Origin of the sequence: Cryobacterium sp. N19 (assembly GCF_002929595.1) — a bacterium.
In the GTDB taxonomy this organism is placed as follows: domain Bacteria; phylum Actinomycetota; class Actinomycetes; order Actinomycetales; family Microbacteriaceae; genus Cryobacterium; species Cryobacterium flavum.
In genome coordinates this window covers 238,948-263,439 of sequence record NZ_PJJR01000054.1, presented here as the reverse complement: position 1 = coordinate 263,439, position 24,492 = coordinate 238,948, and the positions used below count along the sequence as shown (strand labels likewise).

The window sequence follows — 24,492 nt, the reverse complement described above, 5'->3', positions numbered from 1 at the left end:
GACCGGTCAGGCCGGATCGACCGGGGCCGGTATGTCGCTGACCGCTACGGGCGAGTGACGAACGAGACGAGCTTCGGCACGCGCACGATCACCTTGATGATCTCGCGATCACCGATCGATCGGATGACCGCGGCCGCGTCCCGCGCCATTTTCTCGAGGTCTTCGCTGGAGATTTTCGGCGAGACTTCGAGAAGGGTGCGCATCTTGCCGTCCACCTGAACGACCGCCGTCACCGACTCCTGCACGAGCAGGGTCTGTTCGGCCTTGCGCCACGGCACGAGGGCGATGCACGGCTCGTAGCCGAGGTGAGCCCACATGTCCTCAGCTGTGTAGGGGGCGAACAGGTTCAGCGCCATGGCGGTGGCCTCGGCGGCTTCGCGCACGGCGGCATCCGCCGGCCCGGCGCCGGTGTCGATGACCTTGCGGGTGGCGTTGACCAGTTCCATCAGTCGAGCGACGACCACGTTGAACTTGAACGATTCGACCAGGCCAGGCGCATCGGAGAGGAAGCGGTGGGTGACGCGGCGCAGGGTGAGGTCGCCCGTCTTCCATTCCACGTCGGGGGCACTGGTGACGTCGCGGGCAACGCGCCAGGCGCGGGCCAGAAACTTGGCCGAGCCGACCGGGGACACGTCGGACCAGTCGATATCGTCTTCCGGCGGGCCGGCGAAGGCCATCGTCAGGCGAACGGCGTCGACGCCGTGGCGTTCGATTTCCTCGGTGAAGTAGACCAGGTTGCCCTTACTCTTACTCATCTTGGCGCCGTCGAGAATGACCATGCCCTGGTTGAGCAGCGCGGTAAACGGCTCGGTGAAGCTCACATAGCCCTCATCAAACAGAAACTTTGTGATGAAGCGCGCGTATAGCAGATGCAAAATGGCGTGCTCGACCCCGCCGACATACTGGTCGACCGGCGCCCACTTCTCGGCCTCCTTCGGGTCGAAGGCCTTGGTGTCGTCCTGCGGGTTCAGGAACCGGAGGAAGTACCAGGAGCTGTCGACGAAGGTGTCCAGGGTGTCGGCATCGCGGCGGGCTGGCGTGCCGTCGATCGGGTTGGGCACATTGACCCAGTCGGTCGCTCCGCCGAGCGGTGAGGTGCCCCGCGGCTTCAGGTCGAGGCCCTCAGCGGGCGGCAGCAGCACCGGCAGCTGGTCTTCGGGCACCGGGATCTCGGTGCCGTCGGCGCCATGGATGATCGGGATCGGAGCGCCCCAGTAGCGCTGGCGGGAGACCAGCCAGTCGCGCAGACGATAGTTTTTGGCCGCGCGGCCCAAGCCGTCGGCGGCGAGCTGCTCGACGATGCGCTTGATCGCGGTGATCTTGCTCAGGCCGTTGAGCGGGCCCGAGTTGATCAGCCGGCCTTCACCGGCCAAGGCGATGCCGGTGCTGAGCGGGTCGAGCGAGGGCAGCTCCTCGGTGCCGTCGATCATGCCCTGGGTGATCACCGGGATCATGCCGGTGGCCGGAGAATTGGTGTCGACGACGACCCGCACGGGCAGGTCGAACGCGCGGGCGAAGTCGAGGTCGCGCTGGTCGTGCGCCGGCACGGCCATGATCGCCCCGGTGCCGTAATCGGCCAGCACGTAGTCGGCCGCCCAGATGGGCAGGCGTTCGCCGTTGACCGGGTTGGTCGCGTAGCGGCCGAGGAACACGCCGGTCTTGGGCCGGTCGGTGGCCTGACGTTCGATCTCGGTACTGCGCTGCACCTGCACGAGGTACTCCTGGAAGCCTTCCTGCACCGCAGGTGAGGAGTCGGCCACCAGTTCGGCGGCGAGATCCGAATCGGGGGCGACGACCATGAAAGTCGCGCCGAACAGCGTATCGGGCCTGGTCGTGAACACGGTGACGCGCTCGGTGCGGCCCTCGATCGCAAAGTCGACATCCGCTCCGATGGAGCGGCCGATCCAGTTGCGCTGCATGTTGAGCACCTTGGCCGGCCAGGTGCCCTCGAGCTGGTTGAGGTCATCCAACAGGCGGTCGGCGTAGTCGGTGATCTTGAAGTACCACTGGGTGAGCTTCTTCTTGACCACGACGGCGCCACTGCGGTCGCTCGTGCCGTCGGCCAGCACCTGCTCGTTGGCGAGCACGGTCTGGTCGATCGGGTCCCAGTTGACCCAGCTGTCCTTGCGGTAGGCCAGGCCCTTCTTGTAGAGCTGCAGGAACAGCCACTGGGTCCACTTGTAGTACTCGGGGTCGCTCGTGTGCAGTTCGCGATCCCAGTCGAAGCTGGTCGCGTAGAGCTTCATGCTCTTCTTCTGCTGCGCGATGTTGTCGTAGGTCCAGCCGCGCGGGTCGATGCCGCGCTTGATGGCGGCGTTCTCGGCGGGTAGCCCGAAGGAGTCCCAGCCGATCGGGTGCAGCACGTTGAAGCCCTGGTGGCGCCAGTAGCGGGCGACGACGTCTCCGAGCGCGTAGACCTCGGCGTGGCCCATGTGCAGGTCGCCCGAGGGGTACGGGAACATGTCGAGCACGAATTTGCGCGGACGGGTGTCACCCTCGCCGCTCGTCTTGAACGGGGCCAACTCTTCCCAGATGGGTTGCCACTTCGCCTGGATCGCCGCGAAGTCGTACACTTCTTCGCTGCTCTCATCGCGCGCGTCAATGCGTAGGCTTTCGTGCTCGTGTGCCACGTGACTCTCATTCATTGCAGGGGTTGAACATGATCGATGCGGGAGCATTCGCTCGGGCGCACGCGCGACGAAGCGCACGTGTACAAGGTCTAGATTACTAGGGCCAGGCGACACCGAGGCTCGCAAGCAGGGCGGCCGCCTTGATTCGGGTCTCCTCGATCTCGTCGGCGGCGTTGGAGAGGGCCGTGATTCCGCCGCCCGTGCCGATGCTGGCCCAGCACGAATCGAGCACGATACTGCGGATGACGATGGCCAGGTCGGCGACGCCGCCGTGCCCGACATAGCCGAACGCCCCGGAGTAGACGCCCCGCGGCCCGGTCTCCAGCGAGTCCAGAATGGTCATCGCGCTCCGCTTCGGTGCGCCCGTCATGGACCCGGCCGGAAAGCACGCTTGGATGGCGTCGACCACCGTGACGCCCGGTGACAGAAGCGCTTCGATGGTGCTGACCAGCTGGTGCACGTGTGGGTAGCTCTCCACCGCGAGCAGGCTGGACACCGCCACGGTGCCGAGCTCGGCGATGCGTCCGAGGTCGTTGCGCATGAGATCGACGATCATCAGGTTCTCGGCACGTTCCTTGTCGCTCTGGGCAAGTTCGACTTTCAGCCGCTCGTCCTCGTCGGGCTCCTTCGAGCGCGGCCTCGTGCCCTTGATCGGCTTGGTACGCACGCGTCGATCCCGGCCCACGTGCAAAAACTGCTCCGGACTCGCGCTGAGCAGCGCCAGGTCACCGAAGCGCAGCACGCCGCCGTGGTGGCTGGGGCTGCCGGCCCGCAGCACGTCGTAGGTCTCGATCGGGTGCCACTGGCCCGGCACCCGAATCTCATTGGTCAGGCACAACTGGTATGCGTCGCCATCGTGGATGGCCGACAAACAGGTCTCGATCAGCGCGGCATACTCGGTTTCGTCGTGCCTCCAGTGCGGTGAAGCGGCGGATGCCCGGGGTACGGCCGCGCGGGCCGCCGCCGGCCCGCGCGGGCTCGCCGCCAGTGCTGCGGCGGTCTGGTCGAACCACTCGGTCACGACCGAGTTGGGATCGGCCGAACTCGAATCATCCGCGCCCCGGCTCGCCACAAGCGTCACGGTGCGGGAGTCGTGGTCGAACCGGATCATCCGGTCGACCTCCAGCAGGGCAGCATCCGGGTAGCGCGATTCGTGCACGGGCGTGCCGACAGTGTGCGCGCCGAGTTCGTAGCCGAGCCAGCCGACCCAGCCGAGGTCGAACCCCTCGATCCCAGAGAGGCTCGACGTTTCATCATCGGCCAGGTCGCGGCGGAGGAACTCGAAAACGGTCTCGTGTGTGACGACCGGCGGCGCAGCATCCGCTGGAAAGACGGACGTGACCGTTCCCTCGATCACCGACGCGATCACGAACCGGGAGCGGGGCGAGGCTGCGCCGAGGTAGCTGACACCGGTGCGAGCGCCCGGGCCGGCATCGAGCCAGAACGCGTAGGGAGCGTCGGAATAGAGGGCCGCAAAAGCCGTCGCGGGGTCCGTCCAGCTGCTTAGGAGTCTGCTCTGCACGGGGCCGGTCACCAGAACAGCCTAGCTTTGCGCGGTGCCCGTACCCGAAGGCGGCCAGCGCGACTTGTTGAATCGCGCCGAGCACGTAGGCTGGGCGAAATGAATGACATCCTCACGTGGATCCTCGACACCGTCTCCGGCGTCGACCCGGTCATTCGAACGCTTCTGGCCTTTTTGGGCATGCTCCTGGAGACTTCGGTGCTGGTGGGACTTGTCGTTCCCGGCGACACGATCGTCATTGTGGCCAGCACGGCGGTCGACGGCCCGGTCGAGTTCATCACGCTTGTAGCGGCCGTGATCGTCGGCGCCCTGGCCGGGGAAAGCATCGGCTTTGCCCTCGGACATCACTTCGGACCGTTCATTCGCGGCAGCAGACTCGGCCGACGTATCGGCGAACCTAACTGGATTCGCGCCGAGAATTACCTCGACCGGCGCGGCGGTGTCGCCGTGTTCATCTCCCGATTTCTTCCGGTGCTGCACTCACTGATTCCGGTTACCGTCGGCGCGAGCCGCATGCGCTACCGAACCTTCATGGCCTGGACCGTGCCGGCCTGCGTCATCTGGTCCCTCGCCTATGTCAGCGTGGGGTCGGCGGCGGCCGGCGGTTACCGCGAGCTGAGCGGCCGGCTGCACTTCGCCGGCTACCTGTTCGTCGGCGTGATCGCGCTGTTCGTCCTGGCGGTGTTCCTGATCAAGAAGTGGCTGCACCGACGCGAACAGCGCCACATGGACTGACGTCTTATCGGCCCGGCAGGGTCACCCGCGCTGTTACGAGCTCGTCCGGTACGGGGGTGTGCGAAATGAGCAGCACGGCACGGTGCGCGTCGGCGGCGGCCGTCAGAATGTCGCGCACGAGGGCATCCGCCCCCGCACTGTCGACGTTGGCCGTGGGCTCGTCGACGATAAGCACCGGAAAATCGGCCAGCAGGGCCCGGGCGAGGGCGATGCGCTGGGCCTGTCCACCGGAGACGAGCGCGCCGCGCTCGCCCACACGGGCCTCGAGTCCGCCGCGCTGGGCAGCCCACACGGCCAGGCCGACGCGGGCGAGCACAGCCTCGAGTTCGGCGTCAGTGGCCGTGTCGCGGGCAAACAGCAAATTCTGACGGATGCTGTCGTCAAACAACCAGGGTCGCTGCTCGCACAGTCCGACCACGCGTCGCACCTCATCCTGGGCCAGCAGGCGCGCCTCGACCCCGTTCAGCCGGTAGGAACCGGTGTAATCCAGAAAGCGCACGAGCGTCTGGGCGAGAGTCGTCTTGCCGGCGCCGCTTGGGCCGGCAAGGTGCACGCGGTCCCCCGGCGCGAGTCGCAGGCTCACGCCGGCCACAGCAGCGTCGACCTGGCCGGGCCAGCGCGCGCCTAGATCGGTCAGTTCCAGTACGACCGGGCCGAGGGCCTGGTCGGGAGAAAAAAGCTCCTGCGGGTTCACCACGTCGACGGGAATTTCGGCGGGCACAGCCTGCGGAACGACGTCGGCGACGCGACGCGCGCTGACCCGGACCTGACGCCAGGCCCCGGCCGCGAGGGGAATCATGCCGAACACCTCGAACACGGCCATCGGCACGAGCACGGCGACGACGAGGGTGGGCACGAGCAGGTCCGGGCTGAGCAGCCCACCCCCGCGCTCGAGCGCTGGGATCCCGAAGTAGAGCGCGCCGAGCGTTGCTGCTCCGGCGAACAGGGCCACGACGGCGGACTGCACGCCCACCCCGGCCGACCGGCGCAGCGTGGCGCGCCGCAGGCGCTCATCGGTGCGTGCGAGCTGCGCCAGGCGCGGGCTGAGGGCGTCGAAGGCGGTGAGCACATCGAGGTTCAGGGCGATTTCGAGCACTTCGTCGGCGAGGGCACCGCGGAGCGGGGCGAGCTCGCGGTCGGCCCGAGCGGCCAAGCTGCGAGGCAGCACGGTTCCGAGCACCCCGGCCAGGAGCAGGCAGACGAGCAGGGTGAGGCCGGCCAGCGGAAGGATCAGCCAGATGCCGATCACGCTGAGTCCCGCGGTGACGCCGGCCACCAGCAGGGGCTGTAGGACGCGCAGTGGGAGGTCCTGCAGGTCGTCGACGTCACGCACCAGGCGGGTCAGCAGGTCGCCGCGACCGGTGCTCGCCAAGCCCGCCGGTGCTACCGGAACGATGCGGCGAAAGATGCCCAGCCGCAGTTCGGCCAGCTGCCGGAAGGCAGCATCGTGGCTGGTCAGGCGTTCCAGGTAGCGCAGCACGGAGCGAAAGATGGCGAATGCGCGCACGCCCACGACGGCCAGGCCGAGAAACGCCAGCGAGGGCATCTCGGCCGCGCGGGTGATCAGCCAGGCTGAGCAGGCGAGCAGCGCCACGGCCATGACGGCGCTCCCGATGCCGGCCAGCAGCCCGGGGGCAAACCAGCGCGGGCGCGGCTGGGCGAGGCGCAGCACGTCGCGGGAAGCCGTGGTGACGTCAGACATGGATGAGCTCCTGCAATTCGATCACGTGGTCTGCGGCAGCGACGACGGCCGGCCGGTGACTGACGACGATCACGACGCGTCCCTGGTCGGCGAGGTGGCGGAGGCCGGCCAGCAGTCCGGCTTCGGCGTCGGAGTCGAGCGCTGAGCTCGGTTCGTCGAGAATCAGCACGTGGCACTCGGTCGCCAGCGCACGGTAGATGGCGCGGGCCGCTCCGACGCGTTGCGCCTGGCCGCCGGAGAGCCCGTCGCCGTTCACCCCGAGAACGTTGCTGGGCAACACCTCGGCGGCTCCCGCCCAGTCGAGGGCCTGCACGATCAGGCCGGGTTCAGCGGATGCCGCCCCCAGCGCCACATTCTCGGCCACCGTTCCGCGGAACAGGCCCGGTCGCTGGCCGGCCCAGGCCAGCCAGGGGCGCGGCGCGCCGGCCGTGACGGCAACGCCGCCGAGCGTGAGGGCGCCGGTGTACGGCACGAAGCCGAGCAGGGCGGCTACGAGGGTCGACTTGCCGACCCCGCTGACTCCGCGCAGCACGCTCAGCTGGCCGGGGGCAAAATCCGCGTGCAACTGGTGGATCACCACGGAGTCGCCCCGCCGAACGGTGACACCCGCCAGACGAAGGGCGCCGGCTGCCTGCCCGAGTTGACCAGCGTGGGGTGCTGCGAGACCGGCGCCGGCCGCGGCATCCGCTGTCGAGACAGTCGCGACCGTCGCGATGGAGTCATCGTCGAGAATGGTGAACAGCTCTTCGGCGGCCGCGAGCCCGTCGGCGGCAGCGTGAAACTGTGCGCCCACCTGGCGCAGCGGCAGAAACGCCTCCGGGGCGAGGAGCAGAACGAACAGACCGACGCCGAGCAGCAGGGCACCGTCGATGAGCCGCAGGCCGATAGACACGGCGAGGAGGGCGACCGAGAGGCTCGCGGCGAGTTCGAGCACGAAGCCGCTGAGGAACGAGACGCGCAGCACCTTCATGGTGCGGGTGCGATATTCCTCGGTAATGGAACGGATCCGGTCGAACTGGCGTCGTTCCCGACCGTAGATCTTGAGGGTGCCGAGGCCCCCGACCACGTCCAGAAATCCGGTGGAGAGGCGCTGCAGCGCCTGCCATTGTTCCTGCTGCACCGACTGGGTGACCTTGCCGATGAGAATCATGAAGACGGGAATCAGCGGAATCACGATGATGACCGTGAGGCCGCTCGCGAGGTCTTGCCAGAGGATGACCGCGATCAGGATCGGTGTGGCGATCATGGTCAGCAACAGTTGCGGCAGGTAGCGGGCGAAGTAGTTGTCGAGGGCGTCGAGACCGGTCGTGACGACGGTCGACAGGCGAGCGCTCTGCTGGGAGGCGACCCAGTCGGGGCCGCGTTCGGCAAGCTTGGTCATGACGCGGGCCCGCAGTTGGCTCTTGACCTGGGCGGCACCGCGGTTGGCCGCCACTTCGAGCAGCCAGATGAGCACCGAGCGCAGCACAACGACCCCGGCGAGGGCGGCCAGGGTTGGCATGATCGTGCTCAGGGGCTCCCCCGCGACCGTGAGCGTGATCGCCCGGGTCAGCAGCCAGGCGAACGCGATGACGACGAGGGTTTGCGCGAAGCCCAGCAGCGCGCCGATCAGAAGAAATCGGCGCGCTGCGTGGGCGTAACGAAGAAGGCGAGGATCGAGGGGGCGCACTGGCTCAGTCTGCCACAGCGCTAGTGTACGGCGACCTCAATCTGCGCCCGGCCGATGCGCTTGCGGAACACCCAGTAGGTCCAGCCCTGGTAGAGCAGGATGACGGGCATCCCGATCAGTGCGGTCCAGCTCATCACACCGAGCGTGTAGGTCGATGAGGAGGCGTTCGTGATGGTCAGGCTGTTCGCCGCGTCGTTGCTGGCCGGCATGACGTCGGGAAACAGCGAGGCGAACAGGGTGAGCACGGCGAGACCGATCGTGGCGGCCATCAGGCCGAACGCGAGCCGTTCGGCACCGCGCAGGTTGGCCAGGAAGGAGGCGATCAGCGCCACAGCGGCCAGAGCGGCGAAGATAGCGGATGCCACGGTGCCATATGCGAAGGTTGTCCAAACCAGGAAGCTGGCCGCGACCACTATCGTCACGATTCCGGCCTTGGTGGCGAGCTTTCGCGCCCGAACCCGAATGTCGCCCTCGGTCTTGAGCGAGACGAAGACGACCCCGTGCATGAAGAACAGCAGCAGCGTGGTGACGCCGCCGAGCAGGGCGTACGGGTTCAGCAGGTCGAAGAAGGTGCCGATGTAGTCGTGGTTGGCGTCGAGTTTGACGCCCCGCACGACGTTGGCGAAGGCGACACCCCAGAGCAGCGCCGGAACGGCCGAACCGACGATGATCATGCCGTCGAACCATTTCTTCCAGGTGGATTCGGGGCGCTGGTGGCGGTATTCAAACGACACACCGCGCAGAATCAGTGCAACGAGAATGAGCAGCAGAGCCAAGTAGAAGCCGCTGAACATGGTCGCGTACCACTCGGGGAACGCTGCGAAGAGTGAGGCGCCGGCGACGATGACCCAGGTTTCGTTGAGGTCCCAGACCGGGCCGATGGTGTTGATGAGAACGCGGCGATCGGTGTCGTCCTTGCCGAGAAATGGCAGGGACATTCCGACCCCGAAGTCGAAGCCATCGAGCACGAAGTACCCGATGAACAACGCAGCGATGATCCAGAACCAGAGAATTGTGAGATCCATTGTGTATTCCTGTTAGTAGACCGTGGCAGCGTGCGTGACTGCGCCGGATTCGGCGTCGGGTACCGGTGCATCGTCCGGGCCTTTCTGAACGGCCTTGAGGATGAGTCGGAACTCGACTACCGCGAGAATTCCGTAGAGCAGGGTGAAGGCGATCAGCGAGATCAGAATCTCCACGCCGCTGACGCCGGGCGAGACGCCGTCTTCGGTTTTGAGCATTCCGAACACGAGCCAGGGTTGGCGACCCATTTCGGTGAACACCCAGCCGACGCTCATCGCGAGCAGGGAGAAAGGGAAGCTCCAGATCGCGACCTTCCATACCCAGGTGCGCTTCGGGCTGCGCCCCTTGCGGGTCAGCCACAGGCCGACGACGGCAACGAGCATGTGCGCGAGACCGAGGCCGATCATCCAGCGGAACGCCCAGTAGGTTATCCAGATGGTCGGGGTGTAGTCGCCGGGGCCGTACAGGGTGACGTACTGCGACTGCAGGTTGTTGATGCCCTCGACCGTGCCGTCAAAGGTGTGGGTCGATAGAAAGGAGAGCAGGTAGGGAACGCGCACGGAGAACAACTCGTGCACGCCGTCCGGCGTACCAAGGGTGAAGATGGAGAAGCTCGCGTTGGCACCGGTCGCCGTGTGGTACAGCGCTTCGGCAGCGGCCATCTTCATCGGCTGGGCCTCAACCATGGCCAGGCCCAGCTGGTCTCCGGCGAGTGTCGTGAGCACGCCGGCGATGACCATCATCCAGAGGCCGAACTTGAGCGCCGGACGCATGGTGTCGAGGTGTTGGTTGCGGTACAGGTGCCAGGCGGCTACCGAGATGATGAGTCCGGCCGAGACCATGAAGCAGGCGAAAATCGTGTGCGGGAAGGCGGCGAGGGCAATGGGGTTGGTGAGCAGTTCCCAGATGCTGGTGAGTTCGGCACGCCCCTTTTCCTCGTTGATCGTGTAGGCGATCGGGTTCTGCATGAAGGCATTCGCGGCGAGGATGAAGTAGGCCGACGCGATCGAACCGATCGCGGTGAGCCAGATCGTGGCGAGGTGAATCTTCTTGGGTAGTTTGTCCCAGCCGAAGATCCAGAGGCCGACGAACGTAGCTTCGAGGAAGAAGGCGACAATCCCCTCGAAGGCGAGCGGAGCGCCGAAGACGTCACCGACGAAACGCGAGTAGTCCGACCAGTTCATACCGAACTGAAATTCCTGCACGATGCCAGTCACGACGCCCATGGCGAAGTTGATCAGAAAGATCTTGCCGAAGAAATGCGTCAGCTGCAGATATTTAGCCTTGTCGGTACGCACCCAGGCCGTTTGAAAGATCGCGACCGTGAGGGCCAGACCGATCGTGAGCGGGACGAAAAGAAAGTGATACACGGTCGTGAGACCGAATTGCCACCGTGATAGGAGTAAAGGATCCAACCACTCGTTCATATGCCCTCCAGCATTATTGTGCAGCGTCCATTTTTCTACGCTACGTAGAAGATTACTCTTCTACACTGTGTAGAAATCACAGTTTCGCGACGTAATATTAACCACATGGGAAATTTGGGTGTGCTCGAACGGTTAATGATGGATATCCTGTGGGACTCCACGGCACCGTTGACAGCGAACGAACTCAAGGATGCTCTGCTGCGGCCCGCGGTTTCAGCCACGCCGGGCAAGCCGCTGGCGACGACGACCGTTTTGACGGTGTTGTCCCGGCTGGAAACGAAGGCATTCGTCACGCGCGATCGCAGCGTGCGTCCGCACGCCTATTCCGCCGTGATGACCCGCGCCGAACACACCGCTGGCCTCATGCACGAGGTGCTCGGGCAGGTGCCCGATCGCCAGGCAGCCCTGGCCCGGTTCATCGGCTCCGTTTCGCCGCAGGAAGCTGAGACCCTGCGGCACCTCCTCGGCGTTGCGCCGTCCGACAATGCCTGACACTGCGTGCCTGACGCTGCGTCCCTGACCACCCGACCACGCGCGTGACCATCGCCGCCCTGCTCCTGGGTACCATCGCCGTGCTGCTGGCCGGGCCCGTTCCGCTCCTGCTGAGGCGGTCGCGCTGGCCCGCGCGCTCCCCCGGTGTGGCACTGGTGCTCTGGCAGGCCATCGCGTTGTCCGGCGGCATGTCCATGATCGGGTCACTGCTGCTCTACGGCCTGACCCCATTCGGCACCACCCTTGCCCAGAGTCTGGTCGCACTCGGCGGCAACCTCACGGCCGGCACGCTTCCCGATGGAACGAGCTTCACCCACATGCTCGCCATTGGCGCGGCCATTCTGCTCGGTGGCCACCTCCTGCTCAACCTGCTCGCGACGTTCGTCCGCGCCGAGCGGCAGCGCCGACATCACCACACCCTCATTGCCCTGCTCAGCAATCCCCTGCACGGTCAGCCTGGCATGCGGGTCATCGACCATCCGGCGCCAGTCGCCTACTGCCTGCCCGGGGCCGGGCACTCGGCGACGGTACTCTCCAATGGCCTGCTCCGGCTGCTCGACGCCGACCAGGTGCGTGCCGTGATCGCGCACGAGCAGGCGCACCTCGTACAGCAGCACCACCTGGTCTTGCTCGCTTTCAAAAGCTGGCACAGCGCGCTGCCGTGGTTCCCCATCGCCAACCGCGCCGAAAACGCCGTCGCCCTGCTGGTCGAGATGCTCGCCGACGATCATGCCCGCCGCATCGTTGACGACCAGACCCTGGCCCGTGCGATCGCTCTCGTCGGTTTCACCCTGGCCGGCGCTACTCCCCCACCAGACCAAGAAGCGGATGCTGCGGCGCAAGCCGCCGCATCCGCTTCAGACCGTAACCGGGAACTCGCGGTAGAACCCGAGCACCCGGCGCACCAGATCCTGCCGCGAGTGGCGCGGCTGGTTAATCCAACCGTGCCGCTGCACTACACGGCCACGGCCGGAGCACTCACCGTGTCGGCGGTGCTCCTGGTCGGGCCGGCGCTCATCCTGTTCGGTGCCTAGAACTGCCGCAACTAGATCAGCTTTGCCTTGGTCAGCCAGGCCGTCGCGATCTTGTCCGCCGAGAGCTGGTCGTTCTTGCTCTGGGCGTTCAGGTCAACGAGGGTGTCTGCCGTCAGCGCGGCACTGACCTTGTTGAGGATCGCTGCCGCACTGTCGTCGATCTTCTGGGAGACGACCGGCACGACGTTGTCCGGGAAGAACAGTCCGTCGGGGTCGGAGAGGGCGACCAGGTTGTTGGTCTTGATGTTCGGGTCGGCCGTGTAGATGTTGGCGAGCTGGATATCCCCGTCGACCAGGGCCTTGACGGTCAGCGGTCCGCCGCTGTCCTCGACCGGTACGAACCCCGCGATGCTGATGCCGTACTTGTCCTTCAGTGCAGTCGGCCCGTACGGCCGGGTCTCGAGCTCCGAGTTGCCGCCGACGGTGATCGGTTCGGTGACGTTAGTCAGGGAAGCGATATCGGTGAGGTCGTACTTGCTCGCGAAGTCGGCGGTGACCGTCCAGGAGTTCTGGTCTGAGGCATCGGCCTGGTCGAGAACCCGCAGGTCGTCGGGCAAGGCGGTCTGGAGCTCAGCGTAGGTCGCGTCGCTGGTGCCGCCGACGGCGGCCTTGTCGAGGGCCTGCAGCAGGCTGCCGGTGTACTCGGGGAACACGTCGATCTTGCCGGCCTCGATATCGGGCAGGTAGACCTCGCGCTGGCCGATCTGGAACTGTCGGTCAACGGTGAAACCGCCGGCCTCGAGCGCCTGGGAGTAGATCTCGGCGATGATCTCGTTGGAGTAGTACGCCTGCGAGCCGACCACGATGGTGGAGCCGCCGGCGCTACTCGATGGTTCCGCCAGGGGGTCCCCCGACGCACACCCTGCAAGGGCTACGACGGCCCCAACCGCGACCACGCCAATGAGCGTGAGCCGGCCTCTATTCGCTGTGAACATGACTGTTTCCTTCCTCGATGGTGGATTCCATCACCGGGCGGGATCGGGATGACCCGTCACGGATATCTATGGGGAGTCCCGCTGTGACGCCGCGGGGAACAACCAATTTTTGCACGAGGGCGAACATGCCCTCCAGCACGATCGCCAACAGGATCACCAGGATCGAACCGCCGAGCATCTCGCCGTAGTCGCGAATTCGCAGTCCCTCAAAGAGGTATCGACCGAGGCCGAAATTAGCGATGTAGGCGGCCAGAGTAGCCGTGGCCACCACCTGCAGGGTTGCCGAGCGAAGCCCTCCGATGAGCAGGGGCAGCCCGAGCGGCAGCTCGACCTTCAGCACGATCTGGGCCTCGGACATGCCCACGGCCCGTGCGGCATCGATGATCTTGCGATCAATTGCCTCGAAACCGGTATATGCACCAGCAAGAATGGGCGGGATGGCAAGCACGGTCAAGGCCACGTACGGGGCGTTCAGGCCGATGCCCACCCAGAGGGCCACCAGGGTGAGCAGGCCCAGGGTAGGAATGGCTCTGAATGCGCCCGACAGTGCCACGGCCAGTCCGCGGCCGCGACCGGTATGGCCGATCAAAAAGCCGATCGGTACGGCAATCAGCGCGGCGACGAGCAGGGTCACGAGCGTGAACAGCAGGTGCTGGGCGAGGCGGGTAGGAATCCCGCCGGCGCCGACCCAGTTTGCGGGATCGACCAGCCAGGCCAGGGTTTCGGTCAGAAAGCTCACGTGGTGACCTCCTGTCGCGCGACAGCACCGGGTCGAGCGACGACGCCGATCGCGCTGCGCCTGGTCCACGGCATCAGCAGTCGCCCGATCAGAACGAGCACGGCGTCGAGGGCCAGGGCCAGCAGCACGGTGGCAAGGATACCCGCGATGATCTCCGCCTGGATTCCCCGTTGAAACCCGTCGGTGAACAGGCTGCCGAGGCTCTGGGCGCCGATCACGGCGCCGACCGTGGCCAGGCTCACCGTGCTGACCGCTACGACGCGCAGCCCGGCCAGCAGCACGGGGCCGGCCAGCGGCAGCTCAACCTGCCAAAAGGACGTCCAGCCGGAAAAGCCGACGGCGGTCGCGGACTGCTGCACGTCGCGGTCGACGGAACCGAGACCATCCGCTACCACCCGCACCATCAGAGCCACCCCGTAGAGGGTCAGCGCGATGATGAGGTTCAACGGCGAGCGGATGCTGGTACCCACGATAAAGGGCAGCACGATGAACAGCGGCAGCGACGGAATTGCGTAGAGCACTCCGACCGTGGTGAGGATCACCGCCCGGCTCGCCCGATACCGGTGAGCCAGCCAACCGAACGGGAGGGCGATGAGGAAACTGAGAATGATCGAGGGCACGCTGAGGATGAGGTGATCGAACGTGCGATCCCAAATGAGGTCCAGATTCGACCAGATCCAGGTCACCGCGAATCCCCACCCTGCGCCGAAGCACCCGGTCCGCGAGGGCCGGCCTTTGACTCTGAGCTGACAGTTGACGGCGACGCTGAAGGGCCGGAGTCTACGAGAACGCCGGCCAGACGACCGGTCTCGTCAACCACGATGTCGCCATCGCCGTGGTTCTCGAGGTGTAGGGATCGCTTGCCGCGATCGGCGCCGACAAACGTTGCCACGAACTCGTCAATGGGGTTCGCCAGGATCTCCGCGGGTGAGCCGACCTGGGCTACCTTGCCGCCGGTGCGCAGAATGACCACCTGATCGCCGAGCAGAAAGGCTTCGTCAATATCGTGGGTGACGAAGACCACGGTCTTGCCTAATTCCCGTTGCAATCGCAGCAGTTCCTGCTGCAGTTCGGCGCGCACGATCGGGTCCACCGCACCGAATGGCTCGTCCATGAGCAGAATATTGGGGTTGACGGCGAGGCCGCGCGCCACGCCGACGCGTTGCTGCTGGCCACCGGAGAGCTGGCTGGGATACCGGTTGGCGAGTAAACGGTCCAGTCCCACCGTGTCGAGCAGCTGGAGCGCTTCGTCACGGGCCTTCTTCTTGGCCATTCCGCGCAGCATCGGCACCGTGGCGACGTTGTCGATGACCCTGCGGTGGGGAAGCAGCCCTGAGTTCTGCATAACGTAGCCGATGCCGCGCCGCAGCTTGACCGGTTCGAGGGTACCGATATCGGCTCCGTCGATCTCGATCGACCCGCTGGTCGGATCAACCATGCGGTTGATCATGCGCAGCAGGGTTGTTTTTCCCGACCCGGACGTTCCGACGAGCACGGTGGTCTTGTGCGAGGGCAGAACGAGGCTGAAATCATCGACGGCAAGGGTGCCGTCGGGGAACCGTTTCGTCACCGAGTGGAATTCAATCATCCTGGTGGCTCGCTCCTCGCATCAGTTCAGGTCGGGTCAACACAAACCAGATACTAAGCCAATCACTATTCGAAGCGACAGGCAAAACGCTGGCTCACAAAAGATTTATCCAACAGCGAACACGCGAGGCCCACAAACCCAAAAAAGCCGGGCGACCCAGTGGGTCGCCCGGCGTGTGACGCCCGTTAGGACGCGGTTGCCAGCAGGTTCAGTGCTTGCGGACCGTAGAAACGATCGAGGTAGTCGCGCAGAACCAGGCGGCACTCGGCGATGAAACGCTCGTCACCGAGCGGATCGGTGTGGAAGGCGCGGGCGAGCAGCGCGTCGGCCATCTCGACGGCGACTTCGAGTCGAAAAATCAGGGCCTCGCCGGCCGGCAGATCGAACTCGTTGACGAGCACGTCAGCCAGGCGGCGGGCGAAGAAGTCGGCATCCGCTACCGCGTCGGCGGCGGGAGCGGCGTCGCGGTCGTCGAAGTTCACGATACGAAAGCCTGGTTCGGAGCGGTACAGGCCGACAAAAGCCGTCACGACGCAGTCCACCGCGTCCCACCAGGAGGTGAGGGTGCTAGCGCCGAGCTCATCGACCACGCGCTGCCGAAAGCGCACCACGGCACGCTCGTGCAGGGCGTGCAGTACAGCAACCCGATCCGGGTAGTAGCGATACACCGTTCCGATGGATGCACCGGCGCGTTCCGCGATCATCGCGGTCGTGATGCGGTCGAAACCGACCTCGTCCACAACGGCGGCGGCCGCATCGAGCAAACCGGACAGACGTGCAGCGCTGCGCTGCTGAATCGGCTCGGTGCGCACTTGCTGAAGTGCTGCACCGGTCTCTTCACCCAATAGGCCACCAAGTGACATTTATCCCCCTTGAAGATAAGTCACCATACTACGGGGTAAAACCCCTTTTCCACAGGGTTGATCGGGGGATGCACAGCAAATATGGCAGAATAAGAGGGTGCCAGAGTCCCCAGACGCCACGCCGAGTGCGCCAAGTCCCGAGCGAATCATGCACCGTGCGGCCCGTATCGAAGACTGGCTGCACGACCGTCGGGAGCATTCCGCTCGTCGCCGCGGCTACCAGCCCACCGTCATCCCCTACACCGGCTACGGCTCGACCGCCTGGGTTCGCATCCTCTGCCGGGTACTTCTGGCCAAGCCGGAAAAGCCGGCGAAGCGTACCAAGCGCCCCCGAGCGGATGGCCGCGACGCCGGTATTCGAGGCTGGCGCAGCTTCACGAGCGTGCCGGTCAACGACGTCACCGTCACGATTGAGATCGACGGCCAGACGCATCGGGTGCAGGCGGATCGCGGCGGCGTCGTCGACACCGTCGTACCGGTATCCCTGCCTGCCGGCTGGCACGTGGCCCGGCTACACACCGAGTTCTCCGCCGTGGCCGAAGCGCCGCTCTTCATCGTGGCCCCCACGGTCGGCTACGGCGTCGTCTCCGATGTCGACGACACGGTGATGGTCACCACGCTTCCCCGCCCGTTGCTGGCCGCCTGGAACACGTTCGTGCTCGACGAGCATGCCCGGGTTCCGACCCCGGGGATGGCCGTGTTCCTGGAACGCCTGGCGTCGTTCACGCCCGGCGCCCCGGTCATCTATCTCTCCACCGGTGCCTGGAACGTAGCACCGACCCTGTCGCGTTTTCTCTCCCGCAACCTGTATCCGGCCGGGGCACTGCTGCTGACCGACTGGGGACCGACGCACGACCGCTGGTTCCGCAGCGGCAGCGCACATAAGCGGGACAACCTGCGACGCCTCGCCGAACAGTTTCCCGACATGCGCTGGATTCTGATCGGCGACGACGGCCAGCACGACGAAGCCATTTACAGCGACTTTCAACGCGACTATCCGGGCAGCGTCGCGGCCGTGGCCATCCGTCAGCTGTCCCCGAGCGAGGCGGTGCTGGCCGGCGGGCGCTCGCGCGACGCCGTGCTGATCGACGGCAGCCCCGAGGCCCCGTGGGTCTACGGGCCGGATGGCTCCAGCCTCGCCAACCAGCTCGTCGCACACGGCCTGCTCTAGCCCGGCTGATGGGCGCCCGGTCAGCTCGTGATGCTCTGATCCATGCTCATGCGGCGCAGCACCAGGTTTTCCACGACCTGCGCCAGGCCGTAGAGCGTGAGGGACACGATGGTGATCACCACGACGGATGCCCACACCTCCGAGTTCTGCACCTTGGCGACGGCGGCGACAATCGAGTTGCCGAGGCCCTGGCCGGTCGTGAGCCACTCGGCCAGCAACGCTCCGGTGATGGCGCCGGGCACCGAGATCTTCACCGCGGCGAAGAACGAGGGCAGGGAGCTCGGCAGGGCCACCTTGCGCAGCGTCGTGAAGGCGCTGCCACCGTAGACGGTGATCACGTCGCTGATCTGGGGTGACGAGGAGCGCAGCCCGAAGGCGATGTTCACGAGTGCCGGGAACAGCACCACGATGGCGCCCATGACCACGGCGGTGGTGAGTCCGCGCCCCGTGATGAGGCTGATGATGGGCACGAGTGCCACGAGTGGCACCGAGCGCAGCAGCAAGGCGATCGGCATGAGGGCGTGCTCGATGCCCCGGGACAGGGTGAAGATCACGGCCAGCAGCAGGGCACAGGTGAGTCCGGCGACGAATCCGAGAAATGCGTCACTCAGGGTCACGACGAGGTTGCCGAGGACCATGGCCCGATTGTCGGCGGCTTCGGGAACGGTGGCGAGCCACTTCCAGACGTCGAGGGGTCCCTTGGCCAAAAACGGCGACACGTCCAGCAGCAGGAGCAGGCCCTGCCACGCGACGAGTACGAGAACGAGGGTGATAAGCCCGGTCAGCAGGCCGCGCGCCACCGTCAGGAGCGCCACGCGTGCAAAACTCATCGGCTGCTCCGCCCGGTCGTCCACGGGGTGGCGAAACGCAGGATGACGGCAAAGATCGCGTAGCCGAGACCCGCCGTGACCCCGGCGACGAGCGCGAGGCTCCAGACCCGGTCGACGTTGGCCGTTGAACCGGCCACGAGCATGGCGATTCCCAGCCCGCGGCTGACACCGCCGAGGTACTCGCCCAGGATGGCTCCGATGAACGCCGCCGGTGCGGCGATCTGCAGCGCGGTCAGCACGCTCGGCAGTCCGGCGATCAGGCGCACCTTGCGAAGCTGGGTGAACTTGCTGCCGCCGTAGACGGTGATGAGGTCGAGGCTGGCGGCATCCGCTGCCTTGAGACCGACCAGTGAGCCGATGACGGTCGTAAAGAACACCGACATCGCGGCGAGAAAGACGGCTGTACCGGCCGGATCGCCCGCGCTCGGTGCCCCGATCACGATGTAGGCGATCGGGCCAATGGCGACGATGGGAATGCAATAGGTGATCACGGCGATCTGCATCGCGATCTTCTCGATGCGCGGCAGCAGCAGCACGAGGGCGGCGAGGGCCAGGGCCAGTCCGTTGCCCCAGGCAAAGCCGATCAGCGCTTCGAGCACGGTGACACTGACGTGGGACAGGTAGAACGCCGGGCCGTCGCTGACGAGCTGCACGACCACGTCCAACGGGGTGGGCACCGCGCCTCCGGGCATGGAACCAACCTCGGCGAAAACCGTGACCGCGCCCAGCCACCACAGGGCGATGACGATCGCGCCGCCGATCAGGCCGGTCGCCCAGGCGGGCAGGGCGCGCAGCGAACCTCGGATCACTGGTCGGCGCCCGGCGCGGCGGCATCACTAAACAGCAGGTCGGAGGCGCGGTCGTGCAGCGCGTGGAACTCGGGCGAACGCATCATCTCGGGCAATCGGGGCCGCGGAAGGTCGACGTCGATGACTTCCTTGACGTGGCCGGGCCTGGCGCTCATGACCGCGACGTGGTCGGAGAGGAAGATGGCTTCGGCGATGCCGTGGGTGACCATGAGGGTCGTGGCCGGCTTCTGGGTCCAGATGCGCAGCAGCTCGAGGTTGAGTCGCTGCCGGGTCATATCGTCGAGGGCCCCGAACGGCTCATCGAGCAGCAGCACAGAGGGCTTGAGCACGAGCGACCGAGCGATCGACACGCGCTGCTTCATGCCGCCGGAGAGCTGCGCCGGCTTGGCTTTCTCGAAGCCCGTGAGGCCGACGAGGGCGATCAGTTCGTCGATGTAGGCCTCGTCGACGGGAACGCGGGCGACCTCGAACGGGAGGCGGATATTCGAGCGCACGCTGCGCCAGGGCAGCAGCGCTGAATCCTGGAAGGCGATGCCAAGCTGGTGTCCCTGCCGAAGTTGCTGGGGGCTCTTGCCGTCGACCCTGGTGGTGCCGCTCGTGGGCTGTTCCAGGCCGGCCAGAATACGCAGGATGGTCGATTTTCCACAGCCCGAGGGACCGAGCGGGGAGAGAAAGCTGCCCTTGTCGGTGTGCAGGTTGGCGTTGTCGAGGGCGACGACTTCTCTGCGCCCGACCGCGAAGACCTTGTGCAGCTGGGAGATGTGCAGGCCGGTGCCCGACGCTTCGCCCCCGGCACCGCGCTCCGTCACCGAGTCACGAATTCCGGCATCAGTGCTACTCACGTGGTTCGCTCCTTGGCGCTGGCAGATCTGCACGGCTGGCGGGTCTGCATGGTATTTCGGGCAGGTGCCTATTTTAGGTTCCACCCGGGCATCCGCTGAAACGCTCGATGCGTTCTGGCGGATGCCCGGCCGGCCGGGCGCCACTGCTACTTGCTGTAGGCCAGCAGGTCCGGGTTCTCGGCGTAGACCTCGTCGAGCAGGGTCATGTCAAACAGCTGGCTCGCGGTGATGGTGAGGCCCGTCGCGGCGAGGGTATCGATGCTCTGCTGCTGCAGTTCCTTACTGATCGAGAACAGGCCGTTGGCCACGGTGTCCGCGCTCACGACGAGGTCGGCGGATTGGATCTCGGCCTGACGGGTCTCCTTCTCGATGGTCAGCTCGAAGGTCGGGCCGTAGGTGTCGACGGTGAGCTTCGCGGCGGCATCCGGGTCGTTGATGGCGTCGGTCCAGCCGCGAATCTCGGCGACGAGCAGGGCCTTGAGCTTCTCGCGGTCGTTCGTGATGGCATCGTCGGTGACCGTGAGGGTCTCGGCGACGAACGGCAGGCCGAAGTCGGCCAGCGGCAGGTTGACCGGGCCCAGGCCCTTGAGCTCGGCGTCGATGGATTCGTTGGTGAGGTAGGAGAACCAGCCATCGACCTCGCCGTTGAACAGCGGGGTCGGGTCGTACTGCACCGGGAGGGTGGTCAGGGACTTCTCATCGATATCGTTGACCTTGAGGAAGGCTTCCCACAGGCTCAGGTTGCTCGCCTGCACGCCGATCGTCTTGCCCTTAAGGTCGTCAAGGGTGGCAATGTTGCCCTTGTCGGCGAGCGACAGGATGGTGAAGGGGTTCTTCTGGTAGGTGGCGCCGATGATCTTCAGCGGCGCGCCCTCGTTGGCGATGATGGTGCCGGTGGAGATCGCATTGCCGATGCCCATGTCGGCATTGCCCGAGATGACGGCGGCTTCGATCGAGGCGGGGCCCTCGATCATGTCGACATTGTCGAGTCCGGCCTCGGTGAAGTAGCCGTTCTTGTCGGCGAGGTACTCGCCCATGAATTCGGCGTTCTTGATCCAGCTGAACTGAATGCTCGCGTCACCGAACGATGCCGCGGCACCATCGGCTCCCACTTTCGCGTCGTCACTGCCCGCACAGGCAGCAAGCGAGAGGGCCAGCACGGCCGCGACCGCGACACCGCGCACGACCCGGGTTGCCGTTCGACGATAGAAAGAGCCTCTGGATGGGGTCATTGCGGGGTTCCTCTCGAGGGTGCAAGGGCTCTGTGGGATTACAGCAGCTGTGGTACTGAAACGCGGGCTGACGGGAATTGTTGCGAGTGGAGAACGCCCGGAAATGGCAGTCTAGGCGTGTCATATATCAGTTCGAGTTCAACTTTGTTTCGAACGAATGTCGGAAAAAGGAGGATAGCCTCCACTAGACCAATTCTGCGGGCTCTGCTAGCGGCCGGTTCCGGCCAGGATGCGGTCGAGTCCGCGGTTGATCTGGCGCGCCCAGAGCGGACCGCGGTAGAGGAACGCCGTGTAGCCCTGCACGAGGGTTGCTCCGGCCGCGAGGCGCTCGGCGACCTGGGCCGCTGTGTCCACTCCGCCGACCGAGATGACGCAGAAATCGGCCGGGACGACGGCGCGGATCTGCAGGAGAATGGCCAGTGACCTCGCGTGCAGCGGGGCGCCGGACAGTCCGCCGTCTCCGGCGGCGATGACGGTGGCGGCATCCGTTTTCAGTCCGGTGCGGGAGATCGTGGTATTTGTGGCGATGATGCCGTCGAGGCCGAGGTCGACGGCGAGGGTCGCGATGCGGGCGACCTCCTCATCACTCAGGTCGGGCGCGATCTTCACGAGCAGCGGCGTGGCACCGGCGGCACCCTTGACCGCGGTGAGCAGCGGCGCGAGCTGGTCGAGCTCCTGCAGTCCGCGCAGGCCCGGGGTGTTGGGTGAGCTCACGTTGACCACGAGATAGTCGGCGAGGGCGGCGAGGGTCCGGGCGCTCTGCAGGTAGTCGGCCGCGGCGCTCTCGACGGCCGTGACGCGGCTCTTGCCGATGTTGATGCCGAGCACCGGGCGATGCGGCGCAGCGCGAATTCGCCTCAGCCGGGCGACGGCCGCAGCGGCGCCGTGGTTGTTGAAGCCCATGCGGTTGATGACGGCACGATCGGCCACGAGCCGAAACAGGCGCGGTGTGGGGTTGCCCGGCTGGGCGACGGCGGTGAGCGTACCGACCTCGACGTGGCCGAAGCCGAGCTGGCCGAGGCCGAGCACGGCCTCGCCGTCCTTGTCGAAACCGGCCGCGACGCCGAAAGGAGAAGTGAAGTGCAGACCGAGGGTGTCGACCCCGAGGTCGGTGCGCGGGCGGGTGAAACGGTGCACCAAGCGACCGATGCCGAGCGTCGGCAGCAGCCGGATGACGGTGAAGGCGAGGTGGTGGGCACGCTCGGGATCCAGTCGGGTGAGCACGTACTTGAAGAACAGCGGATACATCGAGCCCTGGGCCTTACGCTTTCGAGGAACTGGTGGCGGCGGACGCGTCCACGGCATCCGCTGTCTTGAGGCTGTTCGAGCGGGCCGTATGCTCGGTGCGCAGCTGGGTGATGGCCGCTTCGAAGTCGTCGAGGGAGTCGAAGCCCTGGTAGACGCTCGCGAATCGCAGGTAGGCGACCTCGTCGAGGTCACGCAGGGGCGGCAGGATTGCGAGGCCGATGTCGTTGGCGTCGACCTGGGAGGCGCCGGTCTGGCGAATGGTTTCTTCGACCTTCTGGGCGAGCATGGCGAGGTCGGAGTCGGTGACCGGTCGGCCCTGGCACGCCTTACGCACGCCGGAGACGATCTTCTCGCGGCTGAACGGCTCGACCACGCCGCTGCGCTTGATGATGTTCAGGCTCGCGGTCTCGGTGGTGCTGAAGCGACGGCCGCACTCCGGGCACTGCCGCCGACGGCGAATCGAGAGCCCGTCGTCGCTCGTGCGCGAGTCGACGACTCGGGAATCGGGGTGGCGACAGAACGGGCAGAACATTGTGCCTCCAGCCTAGCGGCCTGCGCCCCTGAGGTTCGCGAGAGCGGGAATTATGTTGCTTCGGTTGGGCTGAAGTTACGAAATTCCCGCTCTCGCGGAATGGGGCTCACTCGAAGCGAGCGGTGACCGCGTCTCCGTGCGCGGGCAGCGCTTCGGCGTCGGAGAGCGCACGGATGTGACCGGCGACGGCTTCGAGCGCCGCACGGTCGTAGCGCACGACCTGCTGCGGCCGCAAAAACGTATAGGCGCCGAGGCCGGAGGAGAACCGGGCCGCTCCCGCGGTCGGCAGCACGTGGTTGGAACCGGCAACATAGTCGCCGAGGCTCACCGGCGAATACGGGCCGAGAAAAATAGCTCCGGCGTTCTCGATTTCGGCCAGCACGGCGTCGGGATCACTCGTCTGGATCTCGAGGTGTTCCGGTGCGAAGGCGTTGCTGAAACCGGCCGCGACGTGCAGGTTATCGACGAGCACGATGGCCGACTGGCGGCCGCCGAGCGCCGCCGTCACTCGCTCACTGTGGGTAGTGGATGCCGCCAGCACGGCCAGGCGCGCCGCCACGGCATCGGCGAGTTCGATCGAATCGGTCACCAGCACGGTGGCGGCGAGCTCGTCGTGCTCGGCCTGGCTCACCAGGTCGGCGGCGACGAGCAGCGGGTCGGCCGCGGCATCCGCTATCACGAGGATATCGGTGGGTCCGGCCTCGGAGTCGATGCCGGCCTGCCCACGGATGAGCCGCTTCGCGGCGGCCACGTACACGTTGCCGGGGCCGGTGACGATCTGCACGGGTTCGAGGCCGATGTCGGGGACGCCGTAGGCGAGGGCGCCGATAGCACCGGCGCCGCCCATCGCGTAGATCTCGTCGACGCCGAGCAGGCCGGCGACGGCGAGGATGGTGGGGTGCACACGGCCGTCGAAGTGACTCTGCGGCGGTGAGGCGAGCGCGATCGAACGCACCCCGGAGACCTGAGCGGGCACGACGTTCATCACCACGCTCGACGGGTAGACGGCCTTGCCGCCGGGAACGTAGAGTCCGACCCGGTTCACCGGCTGCCAGCGCTGGGTGATGGTGGCTCCGGCCTCGATCGTGGTCGTCACGTGCGGCGGCACCTGCGCAGCACTGGCCAGACGCACCCTGCGTATGGTCTCGGTGATAGCGGTGCGCACGTCCGGGTCGAGCCCGGCGACCGCGTCGGCAATGTGGCTGGCTGGAACGCGCACCTGGCCCGGGCGCACCCGGTCGAGGCGTTCGGCCTGGTCGAGCAGGGCGGCTCCGCCCCGCGCTCGCACATCGGCGATCAGCTCGGCCGCGATATCGGCGGCGACGGCCACGCTGGTCAGGGCGCGGGGAACGGAGGCCAGGAGCGCGGCCGGTGTGGGCTCGCTTCCGCGAAGGTCAATAGTCTGGATCATCGTGATCCAGCCTATCCGTCCATGAGGCGTAACACTCAGCGCGCGGGAATAGGCTGAG

At 66.2% G+C, this 24,492-nt stretch carries 22 protein-coding genes; 4 read left to right on the top strand and 18 right to left on the bottom strand.

Going from position 1 to position 24,492, the window contains the following annotated elements; translation table 11 throughout:
• Nucleotides 1–44 precede the first annotated feature (44 nt).
• A complete protein-coding gene (leuS, locus tag CXY78_RS19365; protein ID WP_369827367.1) occupies nucleotides 45–2,630 on the bottom strand; it encodes a leucine--tRNA ligase in 2,586 nt (861 codons plus the stop codon).
• A gap of 97 nt (nucleotides 2,631–2,727) precedes the next feature.
• The gene (locus tag CXY78_RS19360) at nucleotides 2,728–4,164 is read right to left on the bottom strand and encodes an anthranilate synthase component I family protein (protein WP_092339792.1); all 1,437 of its coding nucleotides are present in this window, start codon (nucleotides 4,162–4,164) and stop codon (nucleotides 2,728–2,730) included.
• A gap of 87 nt (nucleotides 4,165–4,251) precedes the next feature.
• Between CXY78_RS19360 and CXY78_RS19355 the strand changes: the two genes are divergently transcribed.
• Nucleotides 4,252–4,887, top strand: coding sequence for a DedA family protein (locus CXY78_RS19355; RefSeq protein ID WP_092339791.1), 636 nt, complete (start codon nucleotides 4,252–4,254; stop codon nucleotides 4,885–4,887).
• A 4-nt stretch (nucleotides 4,888–4,891) separates the two neighbouring features.
• Here CXY78_RS19355 and cydC read toward each other — a convergent pair whose 3' ends face one another.
• From cydC to CXY78_RS19335, 4 genes are read right to left on the bottom strand one after another with little or no spacing between them, the layout of a single operon-like run.
• Nucleotides 4,892–6,589, bottom strand: coding sequence for a thiol reductant ABC exporter subunit CydC (cydC, locus tag CXY78_RS19350; protein WP_104090749.1), 1,698 nt, complete (start codon nucleotides 6,587–6,589; stop codon nucleotides 4,892–4,894).
• On the bottom strand, nucleotides 6,582–8,258 hold the full coding sequence (cydD, locus tag CXY78_RS19345) for a thiol reductant ABC exporter subunit CydD (RefSeq protein ID WP_104090748.1): 1,677 nt from the start codon (nucleotides 8,256–8,258) through the stop codon (nucleotides 6,582–6,584). The genes cydC and cydD overlap by 8 nt, the downstream gene beginning before the upstream one ends.
• Before the next feature lie 20 nt (nucleotides 8,259–8,278).
• Complete coding sequence (cydB, locus tag CXY78_RS19340; protein WP_104090746.1) at nucleotides 8,279–9,283, bottom strand: cytochrome d ubiquinol oxidase subunit II; 1,005 nt, start codon at nucleotides 9,281–9,283, stop codon at nucleotides 8,279–8,281.
• Nucleotides 9,284–9,295: 12 nt separating this feature from the next.
• Nucleotides 9,296–10,708, bottom strand: a complete 1,413-nt coding sequence (locus CXY78_RS19335; RefSeq protein WP_092339787.1) for a cytochrome ubiquinol oxidase subunit I — start codon at nucleotides 10,706–10,708, stop codon at nucleotides 9,296–9,298.
• 105 nt (nucleotides 10,709–10,813) lie between these two features.
• Here CXY78_RS19335 and CXY78_RS19330 point away from each other — a divergent pair, with 105 nt between their 5' ends.
• Nucleotides 10,814–11,200 (top strand): BlaI/MecI/CopY family transcriptional regulator, encoded by a 387-nt coding sequence (locus CXY78_RS19330; protein ID WP_092339786.1) that lies wholly within the window; start codon nucleotides 10,814–10,816, stop codon nucleotides 11,198–11,200.
• Nucleotides 11,201–11,244: 44 nt separating this feature from the next.
• Nucleotides 11,245–12,234, top strand: a complete 990-nt coding sequence (locus tag CXY78_RS19325) for a M56 family metallopeptidase (RefSeq protein ID WP_104090744.1) — start codon at nucleotides 11,245–11,247, stop codon at nucleotides 12,232–12,234.
• A gap of 11 nt (nucleotides 12,235–12,245) precedes the next feature.
• On the opposite strand, the gene CXY78_RS19320 is transcribed toward CXY78_RS19325, so the two are convergent.
• From CXY78_RS19320 to CXY78_RS19300, 5 genes are all read right to left on the bottom strand, one after another.
• Nucleotides 12,246–13,169, bottom strand: coding sequence for an ABC transporter substrate-binding protein (locus CXY78_RS19320; protein ID WP_092339784.1), 924 nt, complete (start codon nucleotides 13,167–13,169; stop codon nucleotides 12,246–12,248).
• Nucleotides 13,153–13,908 carry an ABC transporter permease gene (locus CXY78_RS19315; RefSeq protein ID WP_104090742.1) on the bottom strand — a complete coding sequence of 252 codons (756 nt, stop codon included), beginning with the start codon at nucleotides 13,906–13,908 and terminating at the stop codon, nucleotides 13,153–13,155. The genes CXY78_RS19320 and CXY78_RS19315 overlap by 17 nt, the downstream gene beginning before the upstream one ends.
• Complete coding sequence (locus CXY78_RS19310; protein ID WP_092339782.1) at nucleotides 13,905–14,594, bottom strand: ABC transporter permease; 690 nt, start codon at nucleotides 14,592–14,594, stop codon at nucleotides 13,905–13,907. The genes CXY78_RS19315 and CXY78_RS19310 overlap by 4 nt, the downstream gene beginning before the upstream one ends.
• Entirely contained in the window at nucleotides 14,591–15,496 is a 906-nt protein-coding gene (locus CXY78_RS19305; RefSeq protein ID WP_104090741.1) for an ABC transporter ATP-binding protein, read from the bottom strand. Before CXY78_RS19305 ends, CXY78_RS19310 begins: the two co-directional genes overlap by 4 nt.
• A gap of 185 nt (nucleotides 15,497–15,681) precedes the next feature.
• Nucleotides 15,682–16,359 carry a TetR/AcrR family transcriptional regulator gene (locus tag CXY78_RS19300; RefSeq protein WP_092339780.1) on the bottom strand — a complete coding sequence of 226 codons (678 nt, stop codon included), beginning with the start codon at nucleotides 16,357–16,359 and terminating at the stop codon, nucleotides 15,682–15,684.
• Between the two features lie 97 nt (nucleotides 16,360–16,456).
• On the opposite strand from CXY78_RS19300, the gene CXY78_RS19295 reads away from it, so the two are divergent.
• Nucleotides 16,457–17,530 carry an App1 family protein gene (locus CXY78_RS19295; RefSeq protein ID WP_369827366.1) on the top strand — a complete coding sequence of 358 codons (1,074 nt, stop codon included), beginning with the start codon at nucleotides 16,457–16,459 and terminating at the stop codon, nucleotides 17,528–17,530.
• Nucleotides 17,531–17,550: 20 nt separating this feature from the next.
• On the opposite strand, the gene CXY78_RS19290 is transcribed toward CXY78_RS19295, so the two are convergent.
• The 7 genes from CXY78_RS19290 to hisD form a co-directional block, all read right to left on the bottom strand.
• Nucleotides 17,551–18,360 (bottom strand): ABC transporter permease, encoded by an 810-nt coding sequence (locus CXY78_RS19290; RefSeq protein ID WP_092339879.1) that lies wholly within the window; start codon nucleotides 18,358–18,360, stop codon nucleotides 17,551–17,553.
• Entirely contained in the window at nucleotides 18,357–19,169 is an 813-nt protein-coding gene (locus CXY78_RS19285; protein ID WP_233197511.1) for an ABC transporter permease, read from the bottom strand. The genes CXY78_RS19290 and CXY78_RS19285 overlap by 4 nt, the downstream gene beginning before the upstream one ends.
• Nucleotides 19,166–19,978 carry an ABC transporter ATP-binding protein gene (locus CXY78_RS19280; RefSeq protein ID WP_104091025.1) on the bottom strand — a complete coding sequence of 271 codons (813 nt, stop codon included), beginning with the start codon at nucleotides 19,976–19,978 and terminating at the stop codon, nucleotides 19,166–19,168. Before CXY78_RS19280 ends, CXY78_RS19285 begins: the two co-directional genes overlap by 4 nt.
• Nucleotides 19,979–20,157: 179 nt before the next feature.
• Nucleotides 20,158–21,243 (bottom strand): ABC transporter substrate-binding protein, encoded by a 1,086-nt coding sequence (locus CXY78_RS19275; RefSeq protein WP_092339778.1) that lies wholly within the window; start codon nucleotides 21,241–21,243, stop codon nucleotides 20,158–20,160.
• A gap of 207 nt (nucleotides 21,244–21,450) precedes the next feature.
• Nucleotides 21,451–22,491, bottom strand: a complete 1,041-nt coding sequence (locus CXY78_RS19270) for a quinone-dependent dihydroorotate dehydrogenase (protein WP_104090739.1) — start codon at nucleotides 22,489–22,491, stop codon at nucleotides 21,451–21,453.
• Between the two features lie 13 nt (nucleotides 22,492–22,504).
• The gene (gene nrdR, locus CXY78_RS19265; protein WP_092339776.1) at nucleotides 22,505–23,023 is read right to left on the bottom strand and encodes a transcriptional regulator NrdR; all 519 of its coding nucleotides are present in this window, start codon (nucleotides 23,021–23,023) and stop codon (nucleotides 22,505–22,507) included.
• 106 nt (nucleotides 23,024–23,129) lie between these two features.
• On the bottom strand, nucleotides 23,130–24,434 hold the full coding sequence (gene hisD, locus CXY78_RS19260) for a histidinol dehydrogenase (RefSeq protein WP_092339775.1): 1,305 nt from the start codon (nucleotides 24,432–24,434) through the stop codon (nucleotides 23,130–23,132).
• Between the last annotated feature and the right edge of the window lie 58 nt (nucleotides 24,435–24,492).

What these genes read in the sequence shown, in the direction of transcription:
- nrdR (WP_092339776.1), bottom strand. Translation starts at nt 23,023, where the DNA reads ATGTTCTGCCCGTTCTGTCGCCACCCCGATTCCCGAGTCGTCGACTCG.
- CXY78_RS19320 (WP_092339784.1), bottom strand. Translation starts at nt 13,169, where the DNA reads ATGTTCACAGCGAATAGAGGCCGGCTCACGCTCATTGGCGTGGTCGCG.
- CXY78_RS19275 (WP_092339778.1), bottom strand. Translation starts at nt 21,243, where the DNA reads ATGACCCCATCCAGAGGCTCTTTCTATCGTCGAACGGCAACCCGGGTC.
- CXY78_RS19305 (WP_104090741.1), bottom strand. Translation starts at nt 15,496, where the DNA reads ATGATTGAATTCCACTCGGTGACGAAACGGTTCCCCGACGGCACCCTT.
- cydB (WP_104090746.1), bottom strand. Translation starts at nt 9,283, where the DNA reads ATGGATCTCACAATTCTCTGGTTCTGGATCATCGCTGCGTTGTTCATC.
- cydC (WP_104090749.1), bottom strand. Translation starts at nt 6,589, where the DNA reads ATGTCTGACGTCACCACGGCTTCCCGCGACGTGCTGCGCCTCGCCCAG.
- CXY78_RS19335 (WP_092339787.1), bottom strand. Translation starts at nt 10,708, where the DNA reads ATGAACGAGTGGTTGGATCCTTTACTCCTATCACGGTGGCAATTCGGT.
- hisD (WP_092339775.1), bottom strand. Translation starts at nt 24,434, where the DNA reads ATGATCCAGACTATTGACCTTCGCGGAAGCGAGCCCACACCGGCCGCG.
- CXY78_RS19270 (WP_104090739.1), bottom strand. Translation starts at nt 22,491, where the DNA reads ATGTATCCGCTGTTCTTCAAGTACGTGCTCACCCGACTGGATCCCGAG.
- CXY78_RS19330 (WP_092339786.1), top strand. Translation starts at nt 10,814, where the DNA reads ATGGGAAATTTGGGTGTGCTCGAACGGTTAATGATGGATATCCTGTGG.
- CXY78_RS19290 (WP_092339879.1), bottom strand. Translation starts at nt 18,360, where the DNA reads ATGAGTTTTGCACGCGTGGCGCTCCTGACGGTGGCGCGCGGCCTGCTG.
- CXY78_RS19300 (WP_092339780.1), bottom strand. Translation starts at nt 16,359, where the DNA reads ATGTCACTTGGTGGCCTATTGGGTGAAGAGACCGGTGCAGCACTTCAG.
- CXY78_RS19355 (WP_092339791.1), top strand. Translation starts at nt 4,252, where the DNA reads ATGAATGACATCCTCACGTGGATCCTCGACACCGTCTCCGGCGTCGAC.